The 24,580-nt window shown below is 45.8% G+C and carries 18 protein-coding genes; 8 read left to right on the forward strand and 10 right to left on the reverse strand.

What is annotated here, in order from left to right; translation table 11 throughout:
- Positions 1-227: 227 nt before the first annotated feature.
- The 4 genes from FR741_RS23040 to FR741_RS23055 form a co-directional block, all read right to left on the reverse strand.
- Positions 228-1,841, reverse strand: a complete 1,614-nt coding sequence (locus FR741_RS23040) for an alpha-amylase family glycosyl hydrolase (RefSeq protein WP_167427805.1) — start codon at positions 1,839-1,841, stop codon at positions 228-230.
- Between the two features lie 120 nt (positions 1,842-1,961).
- Positions 1,962-2,468 (reverse strand): glycosidase, encoded by a 507-nt coding sequence (locus FR741_RS23045; protein WP_167427806.1) that lies wholly within the window; start codon positions 2,466-2,468, stop codon positions 1,962-1,964.
- Between the two features lie 317 nt (positions 2,469-2,785).
- Complete coding sequence (locus tag FR741_RS23050; RefSeq protein WP_167427807.1) at positions 2,786-3,595, reverse strand: MalM family protein; 810 nt, start codon at positions 3,593-3,595, stop codon at positions 2,786-2,788.
- Between the two features lie 100 nt (positions 3,596-3,695).
- The gene (locus FR741_RS23055) at positions 3,696-4,967 is read right to left on the reverse strand and encodes a maltoporin (RefSeq protein WP_006740823.1); all 1,272 of its coding nucleotides are present in this window, start codon (positions 4,965-4,967) and stop codon (positions 3,696-3,698) included.
- A 446-nt stretch (positions 4,968-5,413) separates the two neighbouring features.
- On the opposite strand from FR741_RS23055, the gene glgX reads away from it, so the two are divergent.
- The 4 genes from glgX to FR741_RS23075 all read left to right on the forward strand — a co-directional run bounded on the left by glgX (position 5,414) and on the right by FR741_RS23075 (position 10,094).
- Complete coding sequence (gene glgX, locus FR741_RS23060) at positions 5,414-7,384, forward strand: glycogen debranching protein GlgX (protein WP_167427808.1); 1,971 nt, start codon at positions 5,414-5,416, stop codon at positions 7,382-7,384.
- A gap of 160 nt (positions 7,385-7,544) precedes the next feature.
- Complete coding sequence (locus FR741_RS23065; protein ID WP_167427809.1) at positions 7,545-8,189, forward strand: recombinase family protein; 645 nt, start codon at positions 7,545-7,547, stop codon at positions 8,187-8,189.
- Entirely contained in the window at positions 8,186-9,370 is a 1,185-nt protein-coding gene (locus FR741_RS23070; RefSeq protein ID WP_167427810.1) for a multidrug effflux MFS transporter, read from the forward strand. The genes FR741_RS23065 and FR741_RS23070 overlap by 4 nt, the downstream gene beginning before the upstream one ends.
- A gap of 79 nt (positions 9,371-9,449) precedes the next feature.
- Positions 9,450-10,094 (forward strand): START domain-containing protein, encoded by a 645-nt coding sequence (locus FR741_RS23075; RefSeq protein WP_174856113.1) that lies wholly within the window; start codon positions 9,450-9,452, stop codon positions 10,092-10,094.
- Positions 10,095-10,110: 16 nt separating this feature from the next.
- Here the strand turns inward: FR741_RS23075 and FR741_RS23080 are convergent, their stop codons facing one another.
- The gene (locus FR741_RS23080) at positions 10,111-10,320 is read right to left on the reverse strand and encodes a DUF3955 domain-containing protein (RefSeq protein WP_104972970.1); all 210 of its coding nucleotides are present in this window, start codon (positions 10,318-10,320) and stop codon (positions 10,111-10,113) included.
- 504 nt (positions 10,321-10,824) lie between these two features.
- Here FR741_RS23080 and FR741_RS23085 point away from each other — a divergent pair.
- A complete protein-coding gene (locus FR741_RS23085; protein WP_167427811.1) occupies positions 10,825-13,071 on the forward strand; it encodes a CehA/McbA family metallohydrolase in 2,247 nt (748 codons plus the stop codon).
- Between the two features lie 90 nt (positions 13,072-13,161).
- Here FR741_RS23085 and FR741_RS23090 read toward each other — a convergent pair whose 3' ends face one another.
- Positions 13,162-14,916, reverse strand: coding sequence for a hypothetical protein (locus FR741_RS23090; protein ID WP_174856114.1), 1,755 nt, complete (start codon positions 14,914-14,916; stop codon positions 13,162-13,164).
- A gap of 428 nt (positions 14,917-15,344) precedes the next feature.
- Between FR741_RS23090 and FR741_RS23095 the strand changes: the two genes are divergently transcribed.
- Both FR741_RS23095 and FR741_RS23100 read left to right on the forward strand, forming a co-directional pair.
- A complete protein-coding gene (locus tag FR741_RS23095) occupies positions 15,345-16,298 on the forward strand; it encodes a M23 family metallopeptidase (RefSeq protein ID WP_005395595.1) in 954 nt (317 codons plus the stop codon).
- On the forward strand, positions 16,202-16,654 hold the full coding sequence (locus FR741_RS23100) for a bactofilin family protein (protein WP_074190324.1): 453 nt from the start codon (positions 16,202-16,204) through the stop codon (positions 16,652-16,654). Before FR741_RS23095 ends, FR741_RS23100 begins: the two co-directional genes overlap by 97 nt.
- Before the next feature lie 88 nt (positions 16,655-16,742).
- Here FR741_RS23100 and FR741_RS23105 read toward each other — a convergent pair whose 3' ends face one another.
- Positions 16,743-19,493, reverse strand: a complete 2,751-nt coding sequence (locus FR741_RS23105; RefSeq protein ID WP_167427813.1) for a M16 family metallopeptidase — start codon at positions 19,491-19,493, stop codon at positions 16,743-16,745.
- A 364-nt stretch (positions 19,494-19,857) separates the two neighbouring features.
- Between FR741_RS23105 and FR741_RS23110 the strand changes: the two genes are divergently transcribed.
- On the forward strand, positions 19,858-21,744 hold the full coding sequence (locus FR741_RS23110; RefSeq protein ID WP_167427814.1) for a methyl-accepting chemotaxis protein: 1,887 nt from the start codon (positions 19,858-19,860) through the stop codon (positions 21,742-21,744).
- Between the two features lie 118 nt (positions 21,745-21,862).
- Here the strand turns inward: FR741_RS23110 and fecE are convergent, their stop codons facing one another.
- Genes fecE through FR741_RS23125 form a run of 3 tightly spaced genes read right to left on the reverse strand, consistent with a single transcriptional unit; the run spans position 21,863 to position 24,557 of the window.
- Positions 21,863-22,627: a Fe(3+) dicitrate ABC transporter ATP-binding protein FecE gene (gene fecE, locus FR741_RS23115; RefSeq protein WP_140291718.1), complete on the reverse strand. Its 765-nt coding sequence runs from the start codon at positions 22,625-22,627 to the stop codon at positions 21,863-21,865.
- Between the two features lie 2 nt (positions 22,628-22,629).
- Entirely contained in the window at positions 22,630-23,601 is a 972-nt protein-coding gene (locus FR741_RS23120) for a FecCD family ABC transporter permease (RefSeq protein ID WP_025504940.1), read from the reverse strand.
- Positions 23,598-24,557: a FecCD family ABC transporter permease gene (locus tag FR741_RS23125; RefSeq protein ID WP_370685978.1), complete on the reverse strand. Its 960-nt coding sequence runs from the start codon at positions 24,555-24,557 to the stop codon at positions 23,598-23,600. The genes FR741_RS23120 and FR741_RS23125 overlap by 4 nt, the downstream gene beginning before the upstream one ends.
- Between the last annotated feature and the right edge of the window lie 23 nt (positions 24,558-24,580).

Here is a 24,580-nt window from a genome sequence, read left to right on the forward strand (position 1 = left end):
TTTTTAATGTGCAGCTTATCTCACAAATATCTACCTGCCGAAAACAAACGCCAATGCAAAAAGCGAAGCAACCTGTTGGCTACATCGTTGGAAAACCATTAAGGGAAAAGTAAAACGGACGGAAAAAAGCCAAGTGTGCGCCTATGGGGGTCAGCAACAACACTTGGCTTGTGTATGAGAAAAGCTTCTGGTCAGCTCAACTGATGAGCGGTGATTCTGGATACTTCCTAGGGTGTAACCGCAAAGAATCGACCTTGTAATGGCGACATCGGAATTTGATATTGACCATTGCTTGGCGTAATTTTTTCATTCGTGAGCAGATCCACCAACTCACCAGTACTAACACTTTCCTGATTAAGAATAATTGTTCTCGCGCTTTTCGAAGTGTTTAGCGCAAACAGTACTTTGTCTGTACCAGATTGTTTCAAGTCCACATAACTGCCGTTACTCGCAACTAAATTCGTGCGTGACCCCTGATACAATGCTGGGTGCGCACTGCGCATCGTCATCAGCGATTTCACGTAAGCTTTGAGATCGGCTTGGTTTGCGTCAAGTGTCGCCGTCACACCTTCAATTTTTGCACTGCTGCGCGCAACGTGATCATCGCACAAACCTTGAATGGCGCAGGTGTTGTTGTCTTCTTTTGCGGCAAAACCATCCACTTGATCCCCGATTTCATCGCCGTAGTACAGCGTGATTGGCCCAGTGTAGGCAGCTTGGAAGGCAAACGCAGCTTTATGGCGTAACCAATATTCTGCATCATTCACATCCGCCAAGTTTCCGCGTTGCAACAAGTCACCAAAGCGCACTAAATCATGGTTGCCGATCATCAAATTCGGTTGCGCATGCGTTGGATATTGGTTGTGTGTGCTGTAGCCGTTGTCTAGCCAATCCACACCGCGACCACCCACGCCGCTCTCATTCACGGCCAAAGTTTCTACGATGCGATAGCGCATCGGGAAGTCAAATGCAGAGCACAATGCTGGATCGCTGTTCGATCCATACGCCTCATTCGCGATCTCATACTCCCCTTTCCAAATCTCTGCCACCATGTAACCCAACGGATTCACTTGTTCGCCTTTGCTATTGGTGTACGTGACACCTTGCGAGGCTTCATCGACAGCTTTACGAAGTTGTGTCCAAGCGTCTGTCGGAACTTGATAGGCTTGATCTAAACGCCAGCCGTCAATCTTCAGTTCTTTGATCCAATACGTTGCCACTTCTTTGTAGAAATCGAGACTGGCTGGGTAATCAACGGGGTTGCTCGATCCTGATGGCAACAAGCCGGAGGGAGATGGTTTGATCAAACCATCTTTGTGATGACCAAATACGCCATCAAAAAACACGTATAAGCCGCGTTTGTGTGCTTCATCGACCAGGGTTTTCGCGGTCGCTAAATCACCAAATTTTGGGTCGATCTTAAAGTAATCTGTCGCAAAATAGCCCGTGGCGTCCAAACGATCGGCCCAGTGATCTTGTCCTGCTATCGCTTCAGACTCAAAAATCGGCGTCAACCAAATCGCGTTCATCCCTAAATCTTGGATGTAATCAAGTGAATCAATCACCCCTTGCAAATCGCCATTATGGTGACTGGTGCCATAGCCCGTACCGTGACCAATGCTTGCATCACCATCCACAAAACTCTCGACCATGATTTGATAAGTACGAAGTTGGTTACTTTGCGCCATGACATTGGCTTGGCAAGCATAACTGGTATCCGGTAGCGGAGTGCTGCTATTAGTATCGCCACCACCAGAAGAATTACACGCAGATAAAGCACCAATCACACTTAACCCAAGCAGCGATCGATACAGGCGATGGTTACGTCGGACGTTACGCATTTTATTCTCCCTAACTTACTCAAATAACCTACAAACATTTGAGTAATAAAATTAACCCCAACATGCTTCCCATGTAGGGGTTAATAAATAAAAACAGATTTTAAATAACTGAATGGAATATTATTGACACTTATTTACCATAACATGAAGCGGTTTGCCTTTTCCTTCAAATTGAAGGCTCCAGACATATTTACCATCTTCTTTAATATCAACAGAAGTATCTGTACCGTAACCACCAAATGTTAGTGGTGTTAATTCACCAACGTTCATTCGATTCCCTTTAGCGGTAAATTGTGGGAACCACAACTCGGTCGCATACTGCATTTTGTAGGAACCTACTTTTTCTTGAACTACAGCTTGGTAGAAGTTATTCCCTTTGTAGGTGTATTGACGTTGAGGCACGTGTTTCCAGTCGGAATCCGCAAACGTACCCACCACAAACAGTGGTTTAGAAATTGGTCCTTTCGCCGTGCTATCTAGGTTGTCACACGCTTTCATGAAAGCAACCACTTCGTCTTGAGACATATTCACAACGGGCTCTGCGGCCGCTTCTGGTTCTGCAGTCGATTGACAACCCACTAAGGCAACAAGTAGGGCAGCAGCAAGAGAGGTCTTCATCATGTTCATTTCACGTAATTCCTTTTTAGTATATCCAAAGCAAAATAAACTCAACGTTTAAAAGAAATATTAATCGTTATTAAAATGGAAATATCAAACGCTAAATAAATATCGTCGGATTGCGAATTTAAATTACTTCGAGAAGTTTATTTATTTCCTAAGTACAAAAAATAAGTTAGGAACTGTCAATAATTATTGATCTAACCAATATAAAAAACAAAACAATAAAAATAATTATGTGAATAAGATAACTCTATGTAGGGGTATTTTTATTGGTTTATATTCTATGAAAAAAGGCCAGCATTTTGCTGGCCTTTTATATTCAATTATTTTTTATTTACGGCTTTCACAAACACTTGTTGCGCACCTTCAATACCCAGTTCTTTTGCTTCATCGAGCAAGGTGAGTGCTTTCGGAATATCGTTCGCTGCCACTGCCGCTTCAATTGAGCTGTGGTAGTAGCTAGTGAGATCCGTACCTTGAGGAATGTTGTCGTTTTTCGCAACAATCTTGGTATTCACGATATCATTTGCGGATACCGACAAACGGAACTGACCCAGTGGGCTGTGTTTCGCTAAAGGGTCTGCAATATCTGGCGGCTGAGTGTGGCGCGCCATGGCGAAGGCTTTTGCAGGATGCAGAACTTGCGTACTGCCTTTTAGATCAGCGGAAGTCGTGTACACCAATACATGCAGATCGTTACCTGTCATGTCTGGAATCACATTGAGATCAAGTACGAATTTATCATTGTCCAACAGTTTTGCTGGTTCGTACTTAAACTTTGAGAAATCTGCTTGGTAAATGGTTTCTCCTGCCGAGTTCATCACTGCGACATTAGGAGCATAAAATTGAAGTTCTTTACTTACGAATGTCTCTAATTTGATATCGAGACTGCCACGGTTGCCCGGAAGAGCAAACGCTGCAATAGCGCCAGCACTGTTACCATCCAACAGCATTTGGCTTTTATTAGTCAAAGCGAATTCAGTAACCACAGGTACATCAACCGTTACCCATTGAATATCACCCGATTGAGTGATCACTTGTTGCTGATCTTTTGGACTCATCTCTACTTGTTCTACGGACGCACAACCAGTAGCCAACATGCCCAGCAGTACGGGAGCAAGCCATTTTTTCATTACTGTCTACCTCGACTCTTTATTGTTTTTTAAATAAATACAGCCAGATAAGTTCTGGCTGTATCATTCTAGGACAATTTAGGACTTAGTGGTTAGATGATTACCACCAAGCTTCAGCTTGTACACCGAATTGGAACGTATCGTCTGAACGACCGTTGTCAAATGTGTTAGAGTTGTCTTCTTTGTCAGCCGTTAGGTAAGAAGCGTAAACACGGATTTCAGGACGAGCCCAGAAGCTAGAACCAGCAGACCATGCTTGAGCAACAGTTAGCTTACCGTATTTGTTTTCGTCGCCGTCGTTATCATCGATAGCGTAACCAGCTTCGAAGATAGTTTTGTGGTTGTCATCCCATTTGTACATTGGACGAACTACAACAGACATTGTTTCCCACTTGTCTTGGCCAGCCCACATGTCTTCACCAACACCGTAAACTAACTGGTGACCCATTTCCCAGCTGTCACCCATGCCGATTACACCCCAGTTGATTAGGCGGTAACCAGATGCACCGTTATCAGCTTCTGCGCCGTACCAGCTACCGTCGCCGTAGAATGCCATTGTTTTTGAGTAGCCTTCAGTACCGTACTGAAGCACTGTTTTGTTGAAACCAGCGTCTAGACCTTGAGTCAATTCTGCTGTGAACATTACGCCGTTTTTCGCATCTTTAGTGCCGTTTGGCGCAGCGTCAGTTTCGTTAAGGATTGCGTAGTTCAAGCCCATTTCTAGAGAACCGTTGTCCCATAGAGGAAGACCTGCATAACGTACGTCTAGAGTGTTAACGTTTGTATCGCCGCCATCGTTACCTGGATCTGCGATATCGCCACGGTCGTTACGAACCCAAGCGAAAGAAACTTTACCTGGACCAGCTTCGATACCTTCAACACCAGCGCCCGCGCCAGAGATGTTCCAGTAGTAGAAGTCAGAGATATGAATGTCGTGACGTTGGTAGTAGCGCTTACCAGCCCAAAGTGTTGCTTCTGGAGCAAAGTTTAGTAGGCCTTTAGCTTGAACGTTGAATTGACGTAGTGCGAATTGTGCATCGTCAACACATTTCACTTCGCCGTTATCCAAACCACAGTTAGCAGAAGTGCTTTCCCAGTCGTTTGAACCATTAGAAGTCATTGCAACCATAGAGTCTACGTAGAACGTTTTGCCGTTGTTGTTGTAAACTTCTTTACCTAGTTGAATCTCGCCGTAGATATCGCTTTCATTACCTAGACGACCGATCTTGTTCTTTTCGAATGTTAATTGTTGACCACCGTCAGCGTTCACGCCAACGCCAGCACGCATGTAACCGTGGAAATCCACTGCGAACGCAGAACCAGCAGCTAAAGTTGCAGCCACAGCAGCAGCAATTGCACTTACTTTTTTCATTCTTAACTCCATTAAGGGTATTTATAATTCTGTCTTCCCTGCTCACTCTTTTAGGTGAATATAGGCAGTAAAAACACACCTAAAGAAAGAGAGGTAAGATGGGAACGAATCCCCGTTTGTTTCAACAGTTATGAGATTACCCGAGGCGTACAGGGATGACTTCCTCCGCCCCAAACTAATTTAGGGGGGATGAGAAGGGAGTAGAAAATTTACCGAATGGTGTTTTTTCGAGTCAGATCACCAATCTAGGGAGGAATTAGTAAGTTTATTCGGTTTTGAGCCGCTACAAAGTGATAGCCATTTCATATTTTTGACTCTAAGCCGTCACATAAAGTAATTAAATTACATGAATATTTTTATATTTAGGGTGGTTGACCTTAGTAAGACAAAGTTTTTAACTTATAGTTTCCTAAAGGTAGCAATAAATATTAAATAAAGTATCTCCGATGACACGACTTCTCTCTCGCCCTTACCCCTTGGGTGCAACTGTAAATAAAGAAGGTTGTAACTTCTCTATTCACGCACCAGGGAATAAAGACATAAAACTCGCCCTGTTTGCAGACGATGGCAGTTACGCGCTTCATGATTTACCGAATGAATACGCTGGCATACGTCATACTTTTATTCCGGATATTAAGCCGGGGCAAAAATACGGTTACCTTGTCTCCCACAAGGAAGAGCCACTATTAATTTCTGACCCTTACGCAAAGTCAATTGATAAAGCCCTCCACTACCACCCTCCCTACTCTCCAGCCAAAAGTTTCGATATGCCGAAGTGCATCGTTATCGAAGATAATTTTGACTGGCAAGATACGGATCATCCGCGTATACCCAGAGAAGAGATGGTGTTGTTTGAGACACACGTCAAAGGGCTTACCCAACTCCACCCAGAAGTTGAGGACAAACTGAAGGGGCGCTATTTAGGTCTAGCGTCACCTGAAATGCTGGCCTTTTATGAACAGCAAAACATCAACACGCTGCAATTGCTACCTGTCGCTGCGTGCATGCATGAGCCTCACCTACTAGAGATGGAAAAGGTCAACTATTGGGGGTACAACCCTTATCTCTTTATGGTGCCTGATCCGCGCTATGCAGAAAAAGACGCCGTCACAGAGCTCAAAACAACGATTCGAGAACTGCACAAAAACGGCATCGAAGTGATTCTCGACGTAGTTTACAACCACACCGCAGAGGGGGGGGAAGGGCCTACAATTTTCAACCTGAAAGCGCTCGATTCCCGTTTTTACATCAAACATGGCAACCACTTCGCAAATTACACTGGTTGTGGCAACACGGTCGATCTCACCTATCAACCCGCTTTAAACCTTGTAATGGATACATTGCGCTACTGGGTTAGCGAATTTAAAGTCGATGGCTTCCGTTTTGACTTGGCTGCAACGTTAGGTCGACAGGGCGATGATTACAACCCAGAAGCGGCTTTCTTTAAAGCCGTCGCGCAAGACCCAATTTTGCGTGAAACCAAATTGATTGCCGAACCTTGGGATATTGGTCCAAATGGCTACCAAGTGGGTAACTTTCCATTTGGCTGGAACGAGTGTAATGACAAACTGCGTGATATTTCCCGCAGTTTTTGGCGCGGTGATCAAGGCTATTTAAAAGAGTTTGCCACTCGATTAATGGGCTCTCGTGACATTTATAGTGCAGCGAACTGGCCATACAAACTCACGGTGAATTACATCACGTATCACGATGGCTTCACACTGCAAGATTTAGTGTCTTACAAGCACAAACATAACGAAGCTAATGGCGAAGAAAATCGCGACGGCCACGGTGACAATCGCTCAGAAAACTACGGTGTCGAAGGCGAGACGGAAAACCTGATGATCATCGCCACGCGTGAGAAGCAAAAACGCAACCTTATTGCCAGCTTGCTGTTTGCTTTTGGAATCCCACACATCCTCACTGCTGACGTGCTGTCTCACACCCAAGGCGGTAACAATAATGCCTATTGCCAAGATAACGAAACCAGTTGGCTTAACTGGGGAGAAACGGAGCGTAAGCAACATTTCAAAACGTGGATGTCACAAATGGTCGCCAACCGAAATCAATACATGGTGCCATTTATCCGAGCTTTCAGTGGCGAAAACCGCAATAACAACCGCATTTTCTGGCGCCGAACAGACGGTCGCTTAATGGAGCATGATGATTGGAACCGTTTAAGCTCTGTCGCACTTCACCTTGGCATCGGTAAAGAAGGACAAGAGCTGGTCTATCTCATCAACCAAACTAACGCTACAGCGCGCTTTAAGCTCCCTAATGAGCGAAAGCAAGAATGGGTAACGATCTGCGACACAAACGTACGTAACCTCAATCCAGGACATGCTGAAGGCGAGGTTTTGCTATCACCTACTTCGATGGTAATTTTGCATTACCAGCCGAAATTGGAGCAATCATAGAGCAATAGCCCTGAAAGCTTATATACACGACTTTAATAGTAAAAGACCCGAAGTCCGTTAACGACTTCGGGTCCATTTAGTGTTGTAAGCATTAATGAACCTCTGTATATTTATGAGCCATTACAGTATATGAACCAAATTAAAAAGGCGTATAGTCCATATGGCTACTTATCTTTACACACGTTACTCGCCAAAGAATCGAGCTTATCAAGAGCACCTCGGTGTCCTAAAAGCGTTCGTGCCTGACGCCCAACATTTTGAGGATAAGGTTCGCGGTTGCATGCCTCCAGCAGAACGAGAAGCTTTCCAACAGCTACTCAATATCGTCAAAGCAGGTGATACGATTGTGCTCTGGTGGCTAACGGCATTTGGTCGAGATTTTAGTCAGGCGTTAAATACAATCAAAGTGTTACTAGCAAAAGGGGTCACACTGAAAACCGTTTGCGAGCCACTCACATTTGAACCGGATTCTGTTCAAACTCAAACGCTACTCACCGTGTTGTCTGGATATGGAAAAGTGCAGACTGAGCACCGTCTGTTTGCAGCGGAGCAAGGGCGACAAGCCATTAAAGAGCATCCAGATTTGTGGAAACAGAAATTTCGCGGGCGTCCAGCAGACAAAACTAAACACCAACAGATCGCAACGTTGCTGTTAGAAGGCTATACGTTGAAGAGTGTTTCGGAGCAGTGTGATGTCAGCCTATCTACCGTAAAACGCGTCAAATCTAAGTTAAATGAAGTGGATGATGAAGGCTGCCTCAGAACACGAAAGCAAAGAGGTTATTCTGATGGTGATCCATCATGAGTCGCCCAATCAACTTTCGCACTATCTTACTCGCCTGTCTTATTATCAGTGTTGGCCAATTGAGCATGGGGCTTGTTATGCCCTCTTTGCCATGGATCGCAAAAGACTTTTCTATCTCCCTTGATCAAGCCCAACTGCTCGTGAGTATTTACTTACTCGGCTTTGGTCCCTCTCAGTTCATTTACGGTCCGGTATCGGATGCTTTGGGTCGAAAAAAAGTGCTGCTGACGGGCTTGCTCATCGCGATGTCTGGTCTATTAATGATCATTTTCCTCAGTGACACCTTCACAGGCATGGTGATGGGGCGTTTTCTACAAGGCTTAGGAACTGGGTGCTGCGCGGTACTCGCGAGAGCATCGACTCGGGATAGATTTAGCGGTGATGAGCTCCCTGTCGCCATGTCTTATATCGCTATGGCAGCTTCGATCACGCCACTCATTGCGCCTGTGATTGGCGGCTTTATCAACTTCCACTTTGGTTGGAGTATGGTGTTCATTTCACTGCTAGGTTATGTCTCACTCGCTTGGGTAATCATCGCCTTTAAGTTTACAGAAACCATAGCAAAACGATCTGTTATTCCATCACCACACAACATGCTTTTCCAGTATCGAGACTTGGTGACGTCACGTTACTTTATGAGTTTTGCCAGCATCAGTTGGTTAAACTTCAGCCTGATGATAACGACCGTGTCCGTGATGCCATTTATCATGCAAGACCAAATTGGCATGACATCCGATCAATACGCAATGTGGGCACTCATTCCCGCTTTAGGTATGTTAGGCGGCACCACGATTTGTAACCGAGTAAGGCCAATTATCGGCAACAAAAGAATGCTACTTTGTAGTCCATTCCTGCATCTCAGTGCTGCAATATGGTTGTTCTTCTGCTCGGTAGAACCGCTGTATTTAATGTTGGGCCAACTATTAATGATCTTAGGTAACGGCATTGCTCTACCTTGCGCGCAAGCCATGGTAATGCAACCCTACAAAAAGCAGGCTGGTGCTGCAGCAGCCATGTCTGGAGGTGGACAAATGATCGTATCCTCATTGGTCAGCTTAACATTGGTACAGCTTGGTTTAAGCCAAGCCTGGCATCTATCAATCGTTATTGTGGTGTTTGCAGCAATAACGCTCACCAATATTCAACGAGGTTTTGGAGCAGAGCAACCTTCAGAACAGTAACGAAAAGACTGACTATTGTCCTTATAATTAAGAACACATCGTATAAGCTTTAACTAAGAATAAGTTGGCGGGTACTAACATGATGTTGCATTTACGAATTGGCGCGCTACTACTCGCCACTTTTATATCCGCTGGCACCGCCGCGAAAGCCAACGAGTACTGGCAATTTGATAGTGACGATAACGGAATCACTATCTACTCTCGAGAGCATACCGACGGTTTAGTTGAGATTCGTGCTCGGATGTTCACACCCACCAGCTATGGCGCATTTTTAACGCTATTGGAAGATAGTGACAATATCCCGAACTGGATTGACAATGCCAGTCATAGCCGGGTTTTAAATCAAATATCAGCCACCGAAAACATCGTTTATACCCAATTTACGGCGCCATGGCCTGCAAAAAATCGTGATATGCTCACCTACTCTAAATATTGGGTCGATGAGCTTGGGTTCACGATAAAAATCAAAAGCGCACCAGACTCATATCTTGCTGAACAAAAGGGCTATGTTCGCATTCGTTCGGTTGATGCAACTTGGGAATTACAAAAGCTCACTAATGGCACGACACTCATTGACTACAAAGCGTTTGCTGACCCCGGAGGCCTTTTGCCAATCTGGCTAATCAACAAACTATCAAAACAAAGTGCACGAGCAACATTTAGTAACCTAAGAAAAGAGTTACCAAAATATCAGCAATACTCCCATCCTCAGATAAAGGAGTAAACTTCACGTTTGCTCTTTAATTACGATTACGGTGTTTGAAAAAAGTGCCCACAAAAGAGGCGAAGGCTAACCCCAAAAAGAGCCAAAACAAAGGGATAAACCCAAATGGCTCTACTAATAAGCCATTTTCATCTACGTAAGAGCCCTGAGCGTGGTACGCAATTAAACATGCCACACCACTCAAAAACAAAACTATGCTCAGTTTATATTTACGAATAAACCCCATCTAAACCTCAAGCAATCAATTGATATGTCTTCGACATATTGCCACCGTATATAGTTCACTCAAAAACATATTGTCTCTATGTTTGCTCCAATCTTTATTAGAGGTCTTTTAGCTAGACACAAGATAAAAACCCAAATATAAAGAATAAAAAGTCAAATTGAACTCAAAATATTATATGCGTTCTCAGAGCCATCTTGACCTTTTTTCTCACATATACAGTGTAATTGTTATCATTTTGTTTGCTCAATGCTGCCAAAAATCGTTCACACTTCTCTCAAAATAATTAGTGTTCTAAATATTTTTATTACTCTACGCAAAAACAAACCAAACAACAAAAAACCTTTAAAATCAAAAATTAATATTTAAAAATCAATTGTAAAACAATAATAGTAACGAGTTGACCTCTTCATCTCTTTCGCTTTTTTAATTGAACGTCTAATCAAGTTAACGCACAATGCCATCGACAACTCACATAATAAATCATGAAAAAAAGGAAGTGTCTTCATGCATAATTTTTCAAAAAGTGCAGTGGCAACTTTAATCTCTGGCCTTTTGCTTGGAACTTCAGCGCATGCGGGAGTGAGTATCACACAAGGAAAGACCACGATCCCCGATGGCGAAGCAACACACGCTCAAGACATTACCGTTCAAAACGAACATGTCGCCTTCGCTCTCGCTGTTGAATCAGCACCACCATGGGGCGTACCGCGAGGAACATTGGTCGATTTGGCAGCAGTAAAGAACGGTAAAATAGATCTTGACCGAGTCGCCTTTGCTGACTTCATTCCTAACAGCTGGTCCGCATGGCCGAATGATCGCAAATCCATTGAGATTATCGAAGACAGCGACAATAAAGCGGTCATTAAAGTGAGCCGCAACTTCGATAACGTTGATATCACAACGTGGTATACACTCGCTTCTGGATCTGACTCAATTGCGCTTAAAACGGTCATGACCAACCAAGGTAAAAAAGATCTCGCATTAGAATCAGGGCACACCATTTGGCCAGACACGGGCTACCAATTTGCCGTGCCGGGGTTGGAAGGGAAAGAAGAATCCATGGCCGACAATGCCCTTGCCGATCGCATGGTCGCTTATGATCGAGACTGGGCCTTTGCACTTCATACTCCTTATTTTGATCGCGTCAAATACAATGGTCGTGACATGTACCTGGGGCATACCTTGAAAGCAAGTGAAAGCCGCACTTTCCAATCCCGACTACAAGTGGTTCCGAATGGAGACATGGCTCCCATTGTTAAGGCAGAAGCTGACCGACTAGGACAAGCGACAGGCACCATCAACGGCCAATTACGCGCGGATAATGGTCGTATTCCTGAAGATGCCATCGTGATGATCGAAAAAGAAGGACAACCCTATGCCTGGACATTGGCCAAAGATGGCCAGTACAGCATGGCGCTGCCTGAGGGTGAGTACCAAATCTACGGCACAGCGACTGGTCACGCAAACAGCAAGCTGCAATCGATTAAAGTGGCGAGAAATAGCGAGCAAACACTCGATTTTACGTCTCTAAAACGCCCAGCAACTCTCTCACTTCAAGTTGAAGAGGCAACATCAGGTCTGGCCAAAGATGCGAGAATCACCATCCTTGAAGGTCAAGCGCCACCGGTTGAATTTTTGGGTAAACGCACCTTCTTTACCGATCTGCTGCCTGCAGGTCATGCGGAGCTAAAACTGGCACCCGGTCAATACAAATTAGGTATCAACTCTGGTGGAGGCTTTACAGCTAAAACCCAAACATTAGACGTAACTCTAACGTCCGGTAAAACGACGAAGCAACGAGTAGAAGTGCCTCAAGTGACGTTTCCTAACCGTCAGCATTGGTATGGCGCAGATTTACACCATCATGGCAACGTGTTGGAAGGCGTTACTCCGCCAGAAATTGTTGTGCGTGCTCAATTGGCAACGGATCTTGATCTGACTTTCATTAGCGATCATGACTCAACCATTAACCACCAGAAGTTTGCAGAACTATCTGCGAAACGTGGCGTGCCTTTTATTCCGTCAATCGAAGTTTCGCCATCATGGGGACATATGAACCCATTTCCTATCGACAATGGCGCCGAGCTAACGGTCGATCCTGGCACCACTGACGTTCACAAGTTACTTGACGCCGTACATGAGATGGGGGCTGAAGTCGTACCGATGAACCATCCATACAACGATTATGGCTACTTTACGAATATCGCTAAAAATGCAGTCCCTGGTGGTAAAACGGATCGCTTCGACCTTATGGAGCTTAATGCGCGCGTAGACAATGAACCAACGTTGAAGAAAGCACATAAACTCTGGGATCAAGGTGAAGCAATGTACTTTACGGCGGGAACCGACACCCACGATGCGTGGAACCAACTCACGGGGCAGATTCGAATGATGGCAAGAGTCGATGGAGAGCTAACGCCGTCGAAGTTTGCGCAAGCACTTAAAGCCGGCCATGGCTACGCAACACAAGGCCCTATTCTTTATCCGCAAAACATTATGTTTGGTGAAACAGCAACAGCTGGCGATACGTGGGATATCCACGTCGTTGCAGCCGATGGTCTAAAAGAAATTCGATTGATCGGTAAAGGCGGCAACGTGCTGAATACCCTGACGATTAACCCGAAAGTTGATACTCAACGCATAGAGTTGTCGCTACCTATACCTAGCGACGCAGAGGGATGGATAAGTTTAGAAGTCGAAGATAAAGACGGCAGCACAGCCTGGAGTAACCCTGTTTGGTTGCAGTCATAATCTTGATGAATGTCCGACTCGATGGTAAACAAACCTGAGTTCGACGATGAAATAAAGGCGGCACAGTGCCGCCTTTTTCTACTCGATGTTTTACTGCTGTGCAACCGTCACGGGTTTGGTCGCACCACGGTAATCAAACTCAAAACCAATACCTTGATCTGTTACATCCATCGTCATACCACCAACAAGCTCGCCTTGTAAGCTTTTCATAACATCATCAGGTAACGGCTCACCAGTCACGGCTGATGCACTTTCCAGCACTTCCAAAATGCGTTCTGAATCGAAGTCAAAACTGAACAAGCCATTTGGAGAAAGTGGTTGTGCCATCACTTCTTTGCTCGCGTCTTCGGCATTCTCACCACTGTAGAGCGTAAAATGGTTTTCGTTTAAGCGAGCAAACACATCCATCTTCAAGCCTGTGTGCATTTCGAGCAGGTCACTGACATTAACAGGCTGGTTATCCGGCTGAATTTGTAATTGAGCAAGCTCAGGGACAAACATTTGCGCGGTTTGAATCAGCATCATTGGATCATTGGCAGATAGAGACAACATACCATCTAGCTGGCTAAATACTTCACCGTGCTGAGCATTAGTGTCAACGTGGATATCAAACATTTGCAGGCTTAATCCTTTCAGGCCGTTAACCATGCCGGAGCCCATGCTCACAGCTGCGGCTGGGTTTTGGCCACCCATCTCTTGCTGCATTTGAGTCAATAAAGAACATTGGTACTGAGGCTGAGTCAAGTCGCTCCAAATCTGACCAATCGATGGCGCTAGCGTATTAATGTCTAAACCAAGCGCCATGCTAAAGAAGCTCTTATCATTGTTCGATTCTGCCAAAACGCCACGAATCGACTTAAGCGCATCTAGAATCACTTTATTTTTCGATTCAACAACAAAAGCACCTTTAATGAATGCCTGCTCGCCTTTCAACTTGTATTCCGCAAATGCGACGAATTGAGGCCAGTTTTCTGCAACTTGAGTAAGTTCTGTATGACAAGCTGGTGAGCGCATCTCCTGAATAGTCGGCTCAGGATCAATGGCATCCAGCATGCTGACTTGACGCGCAAAGATATTGCCATCTTTCGTCGTCAAACCTTTAACCAATTCACGGTGGTCAAAGTAACCGAAAGAGTTATTGTTTTCGCCGTATTTAGCCTGCAACGCCGCTAGGCGTCCACTCTCCGCAATGTTTTGACTTGGTGACTCAAGTCCCAATGCCATTTTAAGCGGGTTTTGAACACCCAGTTGCGGAATATCAACCGTTAACGTAAGTACGTTGTCAACCACGGCAACAACCAAGCCAATGCCATCTTGCGGGTCAACCGAATCTGTCATCTCGTAACGACGAAACTCCACTTCACCAAGTTTAACCAGCTCGTGCTTAGCACCGCTCATCTGCTCTTCGTGATCCAATGTTTTCCATAACGCTGCAGGGTCTTCAATCTTCAATTTGTACACTGGTACCATACCGATTGTGTACAACACAGGATTAATGTTTTCTCCGGTACCTAAGTAGGCTTTTAACGTTTCTGGCGATGCAGCGCTCTCCAGATATCCATCAAACAAGTTAACGGCAAACTGTTGCTGTGGAGAAAGTGGTTCATCGGCAAAAAGTTCAGCAATCGAGCCTTGGTTAGCCGTGCCAAATGCATTCATGTATTTATAATGATTAAAAGGTTCCGTCTGATACGTCACCATGAGCGAATCCGCAGGAACTTGCGAAAGTAGTGATACTGAATCACTCGAGGTAGTATTGTTTTGGTACAGGTAGCCAGCGCCCCCTGCAGCTGCGACCACTGCTGTAGCCAATAGTAGTTTTTTCACGACCAACTCCGTTGTCATAGTTATGTGTTCCTAAGCGAAATATCACGCTTAGGTTTAAAGCCTTTGAATAGCACCTTTATATCGACCGCTATCATAAACAAGTTATCGATATAATGAATGTCGGTTTGATAAATTATCCAACATTTATAAGGTAAACCGTGAAGTAAGTTGAATTGCGTGAGGATGCTATTGGCAATATTCACAATCTAATTTCTCGGATAACCACCTTACAAATCAAAATCTTCAGTTCAATAAAGCGATTTGGAGTAACTACGACCAAAAGCGCTAGGATATTAAATCTTTATTGAGTCTTTTATCTAATATCTGAAAACGCCTCACGGCCTGACACTTCTTTCCAATTTGCCTCTAGCGGTCCCCGTTCGTTTTCCTTACATTCCCATTAACTCAGTGACGAGACGTATACCAGATACGAGCAGTAGAAGACGATGAAAGACCAGTTGACGATCTCTATATCAACCATCAATGGCTCCAGACATTGGTACTTCAGTAAAAGGATGCAACGCAATCTAAAAACGTTTTTATGCTTTTTTGTCATTGCTCTGGCCGCAACCGCGATCTTAATTCATCACTTGTACACTCGCGTCGATAATGCCGCGTTAAAACAAGCTGAATTGACAGAACATTCGCGCACTATGGGTGAAGAGCTCAGCACACTGAAAGCATTAAAATCCGAGCTGGAAAGTGATCTCTCAGAGCGAGAAGAACGAGTACAACTTGTTTCGGAGCGTTTGGGAGAGTTAGAGAAAGTCCTTGGAGTTGGAGAACATACTACCACGGATAATTTGGATGCTCGACTTGATGCGGCGGCGATTACGTCGAACGTTCGCATGGTGTTGTTAAACCAAATACCAAGCGGGTCTCCGGTCGGTAAAGCGCGGCTCTCTTCTCGCTTCGGTAAGCGCATTCATCCGGTGACAAAAGTCGCTAAGATGCATCGCGGGCTCGATTTTGCCGTGAATACCGGTACTAAGGTTTATGCCCCAGCAGATGGGGTTGTGGAAGTCACCCGCCGCAGCAATAAAGGCTCTGGTAACTTCCTCAGGCTGCAACATTCTTTCGGTTTTTCGAGTTCTTATTCGCACTTGAAAAAGTTCAAAGTAAAAAGTGGTCAGTTCGTCAAAAAAGGACAACTGATTGCAATTTCCGGCAACAGTGGGCTCTCTTCTGGCCCTCACCTTCACTACGAGGTGCGTTTTGTTGGGCGAGCACTGAATCCGAAGCCATTTGTCGATTGGAGCCTCAATGATTTCGAAGACATTTTTACTAAGGAGCGAAGAATACGATGGGAATCTTTAATCAAAACCGTGGAACAACGAGTAGCTCAGCAGCTTCAACTCTCATCGCCAAAGGCTGTGCTGTTAGCGGAGAACTCAAAGTAGAAAACGATGTCCAGATTGATGGCATCGTCGATGGTCAAATTAATGTAGAAGGCACTCTCGTCGTTGCAGAAAGCGGCCGAGTAAACGGTGAGATCTACGCTAAGCAACTGATCATCAATGGTATGATGGATGGTAACTGTCACGCTGAACACATTCAAGTACTTGCCAAGGGACGTGTAAGTGGGAGGATCTGGAGTAATAACCTCAGCATCGAACCTGGTGGTAAATTCTTTGGTGAGGCGGCCGAATTACCTGAAAAAGAAGTGGTGACACTGAAAGGGAAGACTCAAGAGAACGCCAGCACGAAAGAAAACAATACCAACAATGAAAAGCGGCCTGCGCGTAAATCAGCGTAAACTCTTTGGTTAAAGTGCATAAAAAAGACGGCTTTCACGCCGTCTTTTTTATTACTAGAGACACAAGCTTCGTCAGAAACTACAGTGATTATTCGGCCGGGTTTAAAATCATCACCGAGCGCTTTGCTTGCGGACCAAAAGCCGCTCTCGCATGCGCTTTCACTTCTTCTAATGTCACACTCTTAGCCGCTTTTTCAACGTCAAGTAACACATCGACGCCGTAATCATGCACTAAGTAGCGAGTATACGACCATGCGCGCTGAGCAGGGTTATCATCTAATCCTTGCATAGCTACCGCCAATTGCTTCGCTGCCGTATCCACTTCTTTTTGCGTGATGTTCGAAGCTAAGTCATCAAACATTTTGCCTAGCTTGCTATCTAAAACTGCCACGTCTTCGGGCTCAACTTGAGATTCCAAGAGCCAATCAGAGATTGGTTCGCGATCTTGCGTCACGGTGTAAATATTTGGGCTGTAATCGAGACTAGACTCTTCTCGCACAATATCCAAGACACGCGCATTACTGATACGTTGCAAAATATCTTCGATAACCGTATCCCTTGCCGTACGTTGGTAATCGTTCGTGTTAGTCAAACGCATTACATACAAGGATGAAGGTTCATGACCATCCGCAACGACTGTTCGCGCCGGCACGTCGGTGTTGAACGCAACATGGTAATCAATCGAACGACCCGGTTTCATCTCGATGGAGGCCACATACTTACGCAAGAGTGGCGTAATTTCTTCCGGCTCGACATTGGCCACAATGACCATCTTAAAACCATCATTGGTTTTGAAAAGTTGCTCATGCACCGCCAGTATTTGCTCGGAAGTCACTTGTTCAACATCATCACTGGACACTATACGATGACGACTACCCGGCAAATAAGAATTACCGTTTGCTTTCTGAATCAGTTTTCCCATCGGCGATTCAAAAAAAGCGCCACTCTGCTGTTTAAACTCTTGCTTTGCTGCCGCCATCTGGCGCTCGTCGACTTTAATCTCCGTCGCTAGGTTGTATAGTCCATTCAACGCGTAAGTTAAATGCGTTGTTGGCGCGGTAATTTGTGAACCGTGACTGGTCGCATCAAGAATCGCGCTAAGCGCAATGTTATTTTTGCGTAAGTAACTGTCTAACTCTGAACCAGAAAATGCCCCTAACCCACTGCGTATCGCCGTCGTTGCGGCGATTTCATACGCAGCATATAACGCTGGATCAACGGCGGCTTTACCGCCTTGGCTCGCATAGTAAATATAAGCTCGACCACCCGCTTTGGCATCTTTTTGGAACCACACTTCGACACCGTTTGATAGCGTATAAACTTGAAAGCCACCCACTTCCTGACGCATGCTAGTGATGGTACCTTCTTGAGTAGGCTGTAAGAATCCATCCACTTTGTCATACATCTCTAACGGTTTTTCGCCAGTTTGGAGGTAGGCACTGTATAGATCGGTAAATACATCATTGAACTGAGCTGACGTTTCACTTTTCCCCAACCCAATCACAAAGATTGGTTGCTCAGACAACAAGGCATTCAATTGCGTGTTAATGCTCTCTAGATTCTCGTTGTTGATGAATTCAGACAAACTCTGGGCGTAACTCTCTTTTGATTGACTCACACTGCCTTGGTCAATTTGGAAAACGCGCGCTTCTGCATAACTGTTTGGCTTACGTTGGTCCCAGTCTGAATCAATATTTGCGAGCTCACCTTGCCAATTTGTCATGATGCTCTCTAACTCAGATTGCGTCGCACCATAATCTCTCAGTGACGCCAACGTGCTGATGAAAGTTTGATGCATTTGTTCACGACGCTCAGGCCCAAACGAAATACCTGCCGACATCATGCGCTGGTAGTTGGAATAGTAAGGCTGGGCATAAGCATACTGAAAAGGTTCAGCGGCATCATTAAGTACACGAATCAGACGTTGTTGAATTAGCTGTGTTGCGACTTCATCACGCCACACTTGATGCTGTTGTTCAATCGTAGTGCTGCCAATTAGACCACGCTCAATCACTAAATGAAGGCTTGGTGATTCCATCGTGTTACTTGGCAAGATTCGGTTTTGGTTGTTCACTCGAATATCGCGGCGCTTCTCTATTACGGTATCCGACGTGCTTTCCCAGTTCGAGAATTTGTTTTTGATAATATTGGACAGTGAATCCACGTCGATATTACCGGTCACAACCAACTCGGCATTTTGTGGTTGGTACCACTTGTCGTAAAACGCTTTTAGCTTGCTTGATGAGGCATTTTGAATCGCTTCGCGAGTACCAATTGGGTCGTGTTCACCATACATAGTGCCTTCAATCGACACTTGATAAGCATGCATAGAAAAGGACTTATCATCCGGGTTAGCACGTCGCCATTCACCAAGGATCACCCCTTTTTCTTTCTCTACTTGTTTAGGAGCAAACTGAAGTCCGTTTCCGATATCTCTCATCCACTTCAGGGCATCTTCCAGCTTTGTATTATTGGCAAGATCAAGTTGGTAAGAAGTTTGCTGATAAGTGGTAAAGGCGTTGATATCGGCACCAAAGCTACCACCAGATTGCTCGAAAAGTTTAACAACGTCGTTGCCGGTAAAATGCGTGCTGCCATTAAACGCCATGTGCTCAACAAAGTGAGCGTAACCTTTTTGATTGGTTTCTTCTTGGAATGAGCCGACATTCAGAACCAAACGGACCGATACTTCTTGGTCTTTTGTTGGGTAAAGATGGTATTTCATACCGTTCGATAACTGGTCGACATGCCAGTTGGCGTCAGGCTGAATCGGCGTCGATTGTTGTGTCAGAGCACACCCTGACAGTAATAACGCGGGGACTAACAATATACTGCGCATAACTATTGCCCATAACAATGATTAAGCCGATCAATATAATCCTCGTTCCATGACCTTCACATTTTTAATGGATTATTTACTACTCAAACGTGACGTAAATCACCTTTTAATGAAATTAATTATCATTTACAAAAATAGACAAATCCTTACTTTACAAATAGATAAATAACACAGCTTAAAAGCCTTTTTCTTATTTGATGTAAAACTCAAATTCGCGACATGGAGTCAGTATTTATTTTGAGCAATAAAATATAATTATTGAACAGATTCGAATCTGACTTTCTGCTGCATATTCAACGGCTCGGTGAGTCCTGATGAGAATAAAAACACAACAACTATTATTCAAAGATCTATTATTCGCTTTATGTTCAAAAATCTATCATTAAAAAACAAACTGGCAATCTCTGCCAGTGCTGCCATCATTCTCGGGGGAGTGCTGGTAGAAGGGCTGTCTTTTCGAGATTCATTAAACAGACTGGATGTCGAAGTCGCGCAACGACTAGAGAGCACCAGCGCATCTTACAATCAATACGTAAAGGACTGGTTACTCTCAAAAGAGCGAGCACTGACGTCACTCTCTTCCGATTCAGAGAAGCGTTCTCTGGTTACGCACTTGAAACAAGTCCGAGACTCTGGCGCGTTTGATAACGTCTTTCTCGCTTACCCAGACGGCTCACAAGACAACGCCAATGGGGTGGTTTTGCCACCAGGTAATAACGACCCACGCAAATGGGGTTGGTACACCAACGCCATTGCCAATCCATCGAAAGTCTTTATGGATAACCCAACCGTCGCAGCGGCCACGGGGGCCAACGTCGTGTCGCTCGGTAAAGCCCTGCAACTACATGGTCAAACCGTCGTTCTGGGTGCGGATGTCGAAATTGGAGATATTTTAAACAGCCTCAACCAAGTGATCCTGCCGGGTGAAGGCTATATGTTTATTGCCAACGATCAGGGCAATATTTTCACCCATAACGACGGTAAGCTGCTGAATCAACCTGTTAGCAAGCTGGGCCTAAACAACAGCGATATTACCTCTGCCGCACGTTCCGGCACAGAGCGTCGTGTCTCGATTAACAACACCGAATATGTGGTTTACGCGCGCCATATTGAGGGCACCAAACTCACAACGGTCACAGTGTTAGATCAAAACTCGTTGGTTGCCCCACTTTACGATGCTGTTTGGGATCAAATCATCGCAACCACTATCGTCGTCGTTATCTGTGTGGCTTTGTTTAACCTGTTATGTAACATCTTGTTCCGTCCGCTCTACAATGTTTCGAATGCGCTCGCGCAAATCGCCAACGGTAGCGGCGACCTGACTCAACGCATCAAAGTAGAAAACCGTGACGAAGTTGGTGAACTGGCTGAAAACTTCAACCAGTTCGTTGAAAGTTTGCAGCAACTTATTGGTCACATTCGTCACCAAGCGGAAGAACTGAGCCAACAATCGGAGCTGAGCACGACTCGCGCGAATCAGTCGGTTTCTGATCTGAACCATCAGCAACAAGAAATTGCTATGGTGGCGACCGCTGTGACCGAAATGGCATCGGCAACGCAAGAGATTGCAGCGCATGCAGAGCAGACGGCCAAAGCCGCACAAGACTCTTCATCGAGCACACAAAATGGTCATGAACTGGTGATCAACTCCAAATCGTCCATCAACAATTTGTCTTCTGAAGTCAACCAAGCGAGCGTTGTCATCGGCGAGCTCAACCAGCACGCGCAAGACATCTCAACCGTGCTATCAACGATTCGAGACATCGCAGAGCAAACCAACTTACTGGCTCTGAATGCGGCGATTGAAGCGGCGCGTGCAGGTGAACAAGGCCGCGGTTTTGCCGTTGTTGCAGACGAGGTTCGCGTGCTATCACAACGCACACACACCTCAACCGAAGAGATTCGCTCGACGATCGAGACTTTGCAACAGACCACACAACGCGCTGTGACCATCATGGATACAAGCTCTCAACTTGCCCAAGGATCAGTGGAAGATGCCGATCGCGCAGCACTGGCTCTGGATGAAATCAACGCGGCCGTTGCGTTGATCAGCGATATGGCAACGCAAATCGCGACCGCAGCCGAAGAGCAAACGCACGTAACCAATGAAATCACACAAAACGTCACGTCCATTAAAGATGTGACCGATCACTTGGTGATTGGTGCCGAAGAATCGATGAATCAATCTGCTGAGCTGAAATCGCAAGCAGAGGATCTCAACTCGAAAGTAGCGACGTTTAAACTGGCTTAAACGCCACGTTAGGAACGATCTTAAAAACAACAAACCCCGCTAGCAACTTTGTTACTAGCGGGGTTTGTTTTTATGGCTCAGCGTTTTTATTGCAGATAGCTTTCGAAAGACGTAAGACCTACACCGCCACACACATCGGCGTGCCTGAGATTGGATCGTTAAATACTCTCGCTTGTAAATCAAACACCGATGCCAACATGCCTTCTGTCAGTACCTCTTGCGGCGTTCCCTGCGTGACTAACTGACCTTTTTCCAACACCACCAAATGATCGCAGTAACGGCAGGCTTGGTTTAGATCGTGTAGCACTACGACCACTGTTTTGCCTTTGTCGTTCATATGCCTCATGAGTTTCATCAGCTCAACTTGGTGAGAGAGATCCAAGTAAGTGGTTGGCTCATCAAACATCACTACGTCGGTATCTTGCGCCATTACCATCGCAATCCACGCCCTTTGTCTTTGACCACCAGACAACGATTCAACTAGCTTGTCAGCAAACTCAATCACGCCAGTATCTTGCATTGCTTGCTCGACCAACGCTTTGTCTTGTTGACTTAACCGCCCCCAATGAGAGAGGTAAGGCGAGCGGCCATATTCGACCAGTTTTCTGACGGTAATGCCTTCAGGGCTGACAAGAATCTGCGGCAGTAAAGACAACGAACGCGCCAAGCGTTTATCGCCGTAGTTGCTTAGCGGTTTATCGTCATACAACACTTCGCCAGAAGCTGGTTTATTGATGCGTACCAAGGTTTTTAATAGTGTCGATTTACCGCAACCATTTGGGCCAACAAGCGCGGTAATTTTACCTTGAGGAATCGACAAAGAGAGATCTGGAATGATGGTCTGTTTGCCGTACGCGACGGATAAGTTCTGCGTTCGTAACATGCTTACCAACCTCGATAACGATACAAAAGAAAAATGAAATATGGTGCGCCAATAACAGAAGTCAGCACACCCGCTGGCAGCTCAATTGGTGGCTGTAAGCCTCTCGCTAGACCATCGGCGCAAATCACCAACAGCGCGCCAAGGGTTGCAGAAGCAGGAATCAATAACTTGTGATTGTGACCAAACAGCAAACGCGCAAGATGCGGCGCAAGCAGGCCAACAAAGCTGATAGTGCCTGCCACAGACACGCTGATGCTCGCCAATAGCACGGCAGCAATCAACGCAAGAATTTGGATCTGTCTTGGTTTCGTGCCAAGTGTAGTGGCGCTTTCTTCTCCCAGTCCCATCACATCTAACCGCCATGCCAGCCAAAACGCCAATGGCAGTAGCAGCAATAGAGCACTCCAAATAAACGGCACTTGTTGCCAGTTTCGTCCCCACAAACTGCCCGTTAGCCAGACCATCGCCGTGTTGATTTCAATAGGGTGCACAATCAGAAGAAAGTCGATACCGCTGGCTAAAAATGCGCTGACAGCAACGCCAATCAGCGCCAAACGCGCAGGTGTTGGCTTCGACCAATAAGCCAGAACAGCAATAAAGCCTGCAGCAAGCAAACCTCCCGCCATAGCGACCATCGGCAACATTGCCACCGGCGCATTCGGATACAACACCAAGCAAGCGGTAGCCGCCAGCCCTGCCCCTGCGCTTATCCCCATTAAATCTGGGGAGGCAAGTGGATTACGGATGACGCCTTGCACTAAAACGCCTGATAGCCCTAATCCAGCGCCCACGCCAATGGCGAGCAACATTCTCGGCAGTCGATATTGGTGAATCACAAAGTCCGAATCAGAGAAAGAAAACAGCAATGCAAAAACCTGTTGAGCCGACAGATTCGCCGCGCCAACAAACAGCGTGAGAGACGACGCAATCAGCAAAAGCCCAAGCAGTGCTATCAGTTTGGTTTGATTCATCATGATGATTTCCTCATTGCAATCGCGATAAAGCAAGGTGTGCCCAACAGTGCGGTAATCACGCCCACCGGCGTTTCGGCCGGAAAGGCAATCGCGCGTGACAAAGCATCTGACCACGTCACCAATGCCGCGCCACACAAAGCGGAAACCGGAATGAGAATGTGATAGTTGTGACCAACAATCGGGCGTACCAAGTGCGGCACTAACAACCCGACAAAGCCAATTGGCCCAGCAATCGCCACGCTAGTACCCGCCAACAGCACAACCGCTAAACCACTGATTAATCGCGTAAGACGAATGTTACCACCCAACCCGACAGCAACTTCGTCCCCCAACGCGAGTAAATTTAAGTTTCGCGCTAATCCCATGGCGAGCACCAAACCTAAAGTCGCAAAAGGCCACAGTTGCTGCCACTGCTGAGAATCTACCGCAGAGAGTGAACCCGTTAACCAATGCAACACGCTGTAAGCCATGTCATCCGCCAAAATTACCGACGCACGAGTTAACCCTATCAGCAGCGCACTGATGGCAATGCCTGCCAGCACCAAACGCAATGGGTGAGAACGCGCGGAAAAAAAACCACCCAACAACATGACCGCACCACCACTTAGTAGCGCACCGAATACTGCGTTGATGATGGGGTTCAATTGACTAAAGAATGGTACGCCGATGGAGGCCAAGGCCATAAAACACGCCGCACCAGCATTAATGCCGAGAATAGATGGCGACGCCAAAGGGTTACGAGTTAACCCTTGCATCAGCACACCGGATACCGCAAGCGAAGCGCCAATTAATAACCCAGCATAGGTGCGAGGAGCGCGCAACGTCGCAAGAATTTGATGAAGCATATTGCCCTCATCAAACGCAAACCAATAGCTTGTCAGATCATTAACACTCAAGGAAAAGTTAGACCAGCCAATCATTGAGGCGGTATAGCCTGACAGCGTACACAACGCCATAGCACAGACAAACAAGCTCGCTT

It is taken from the genome of Vibrio diabolicus (assembly GCF_011801455.1).
GTDB classification, from domain to species: Bacteria; Pseudomonadota; Gammaproteobacteria; order Enterobacterales; family Vibrionaceae; genus Vibrio; species Vibrio diabolicus.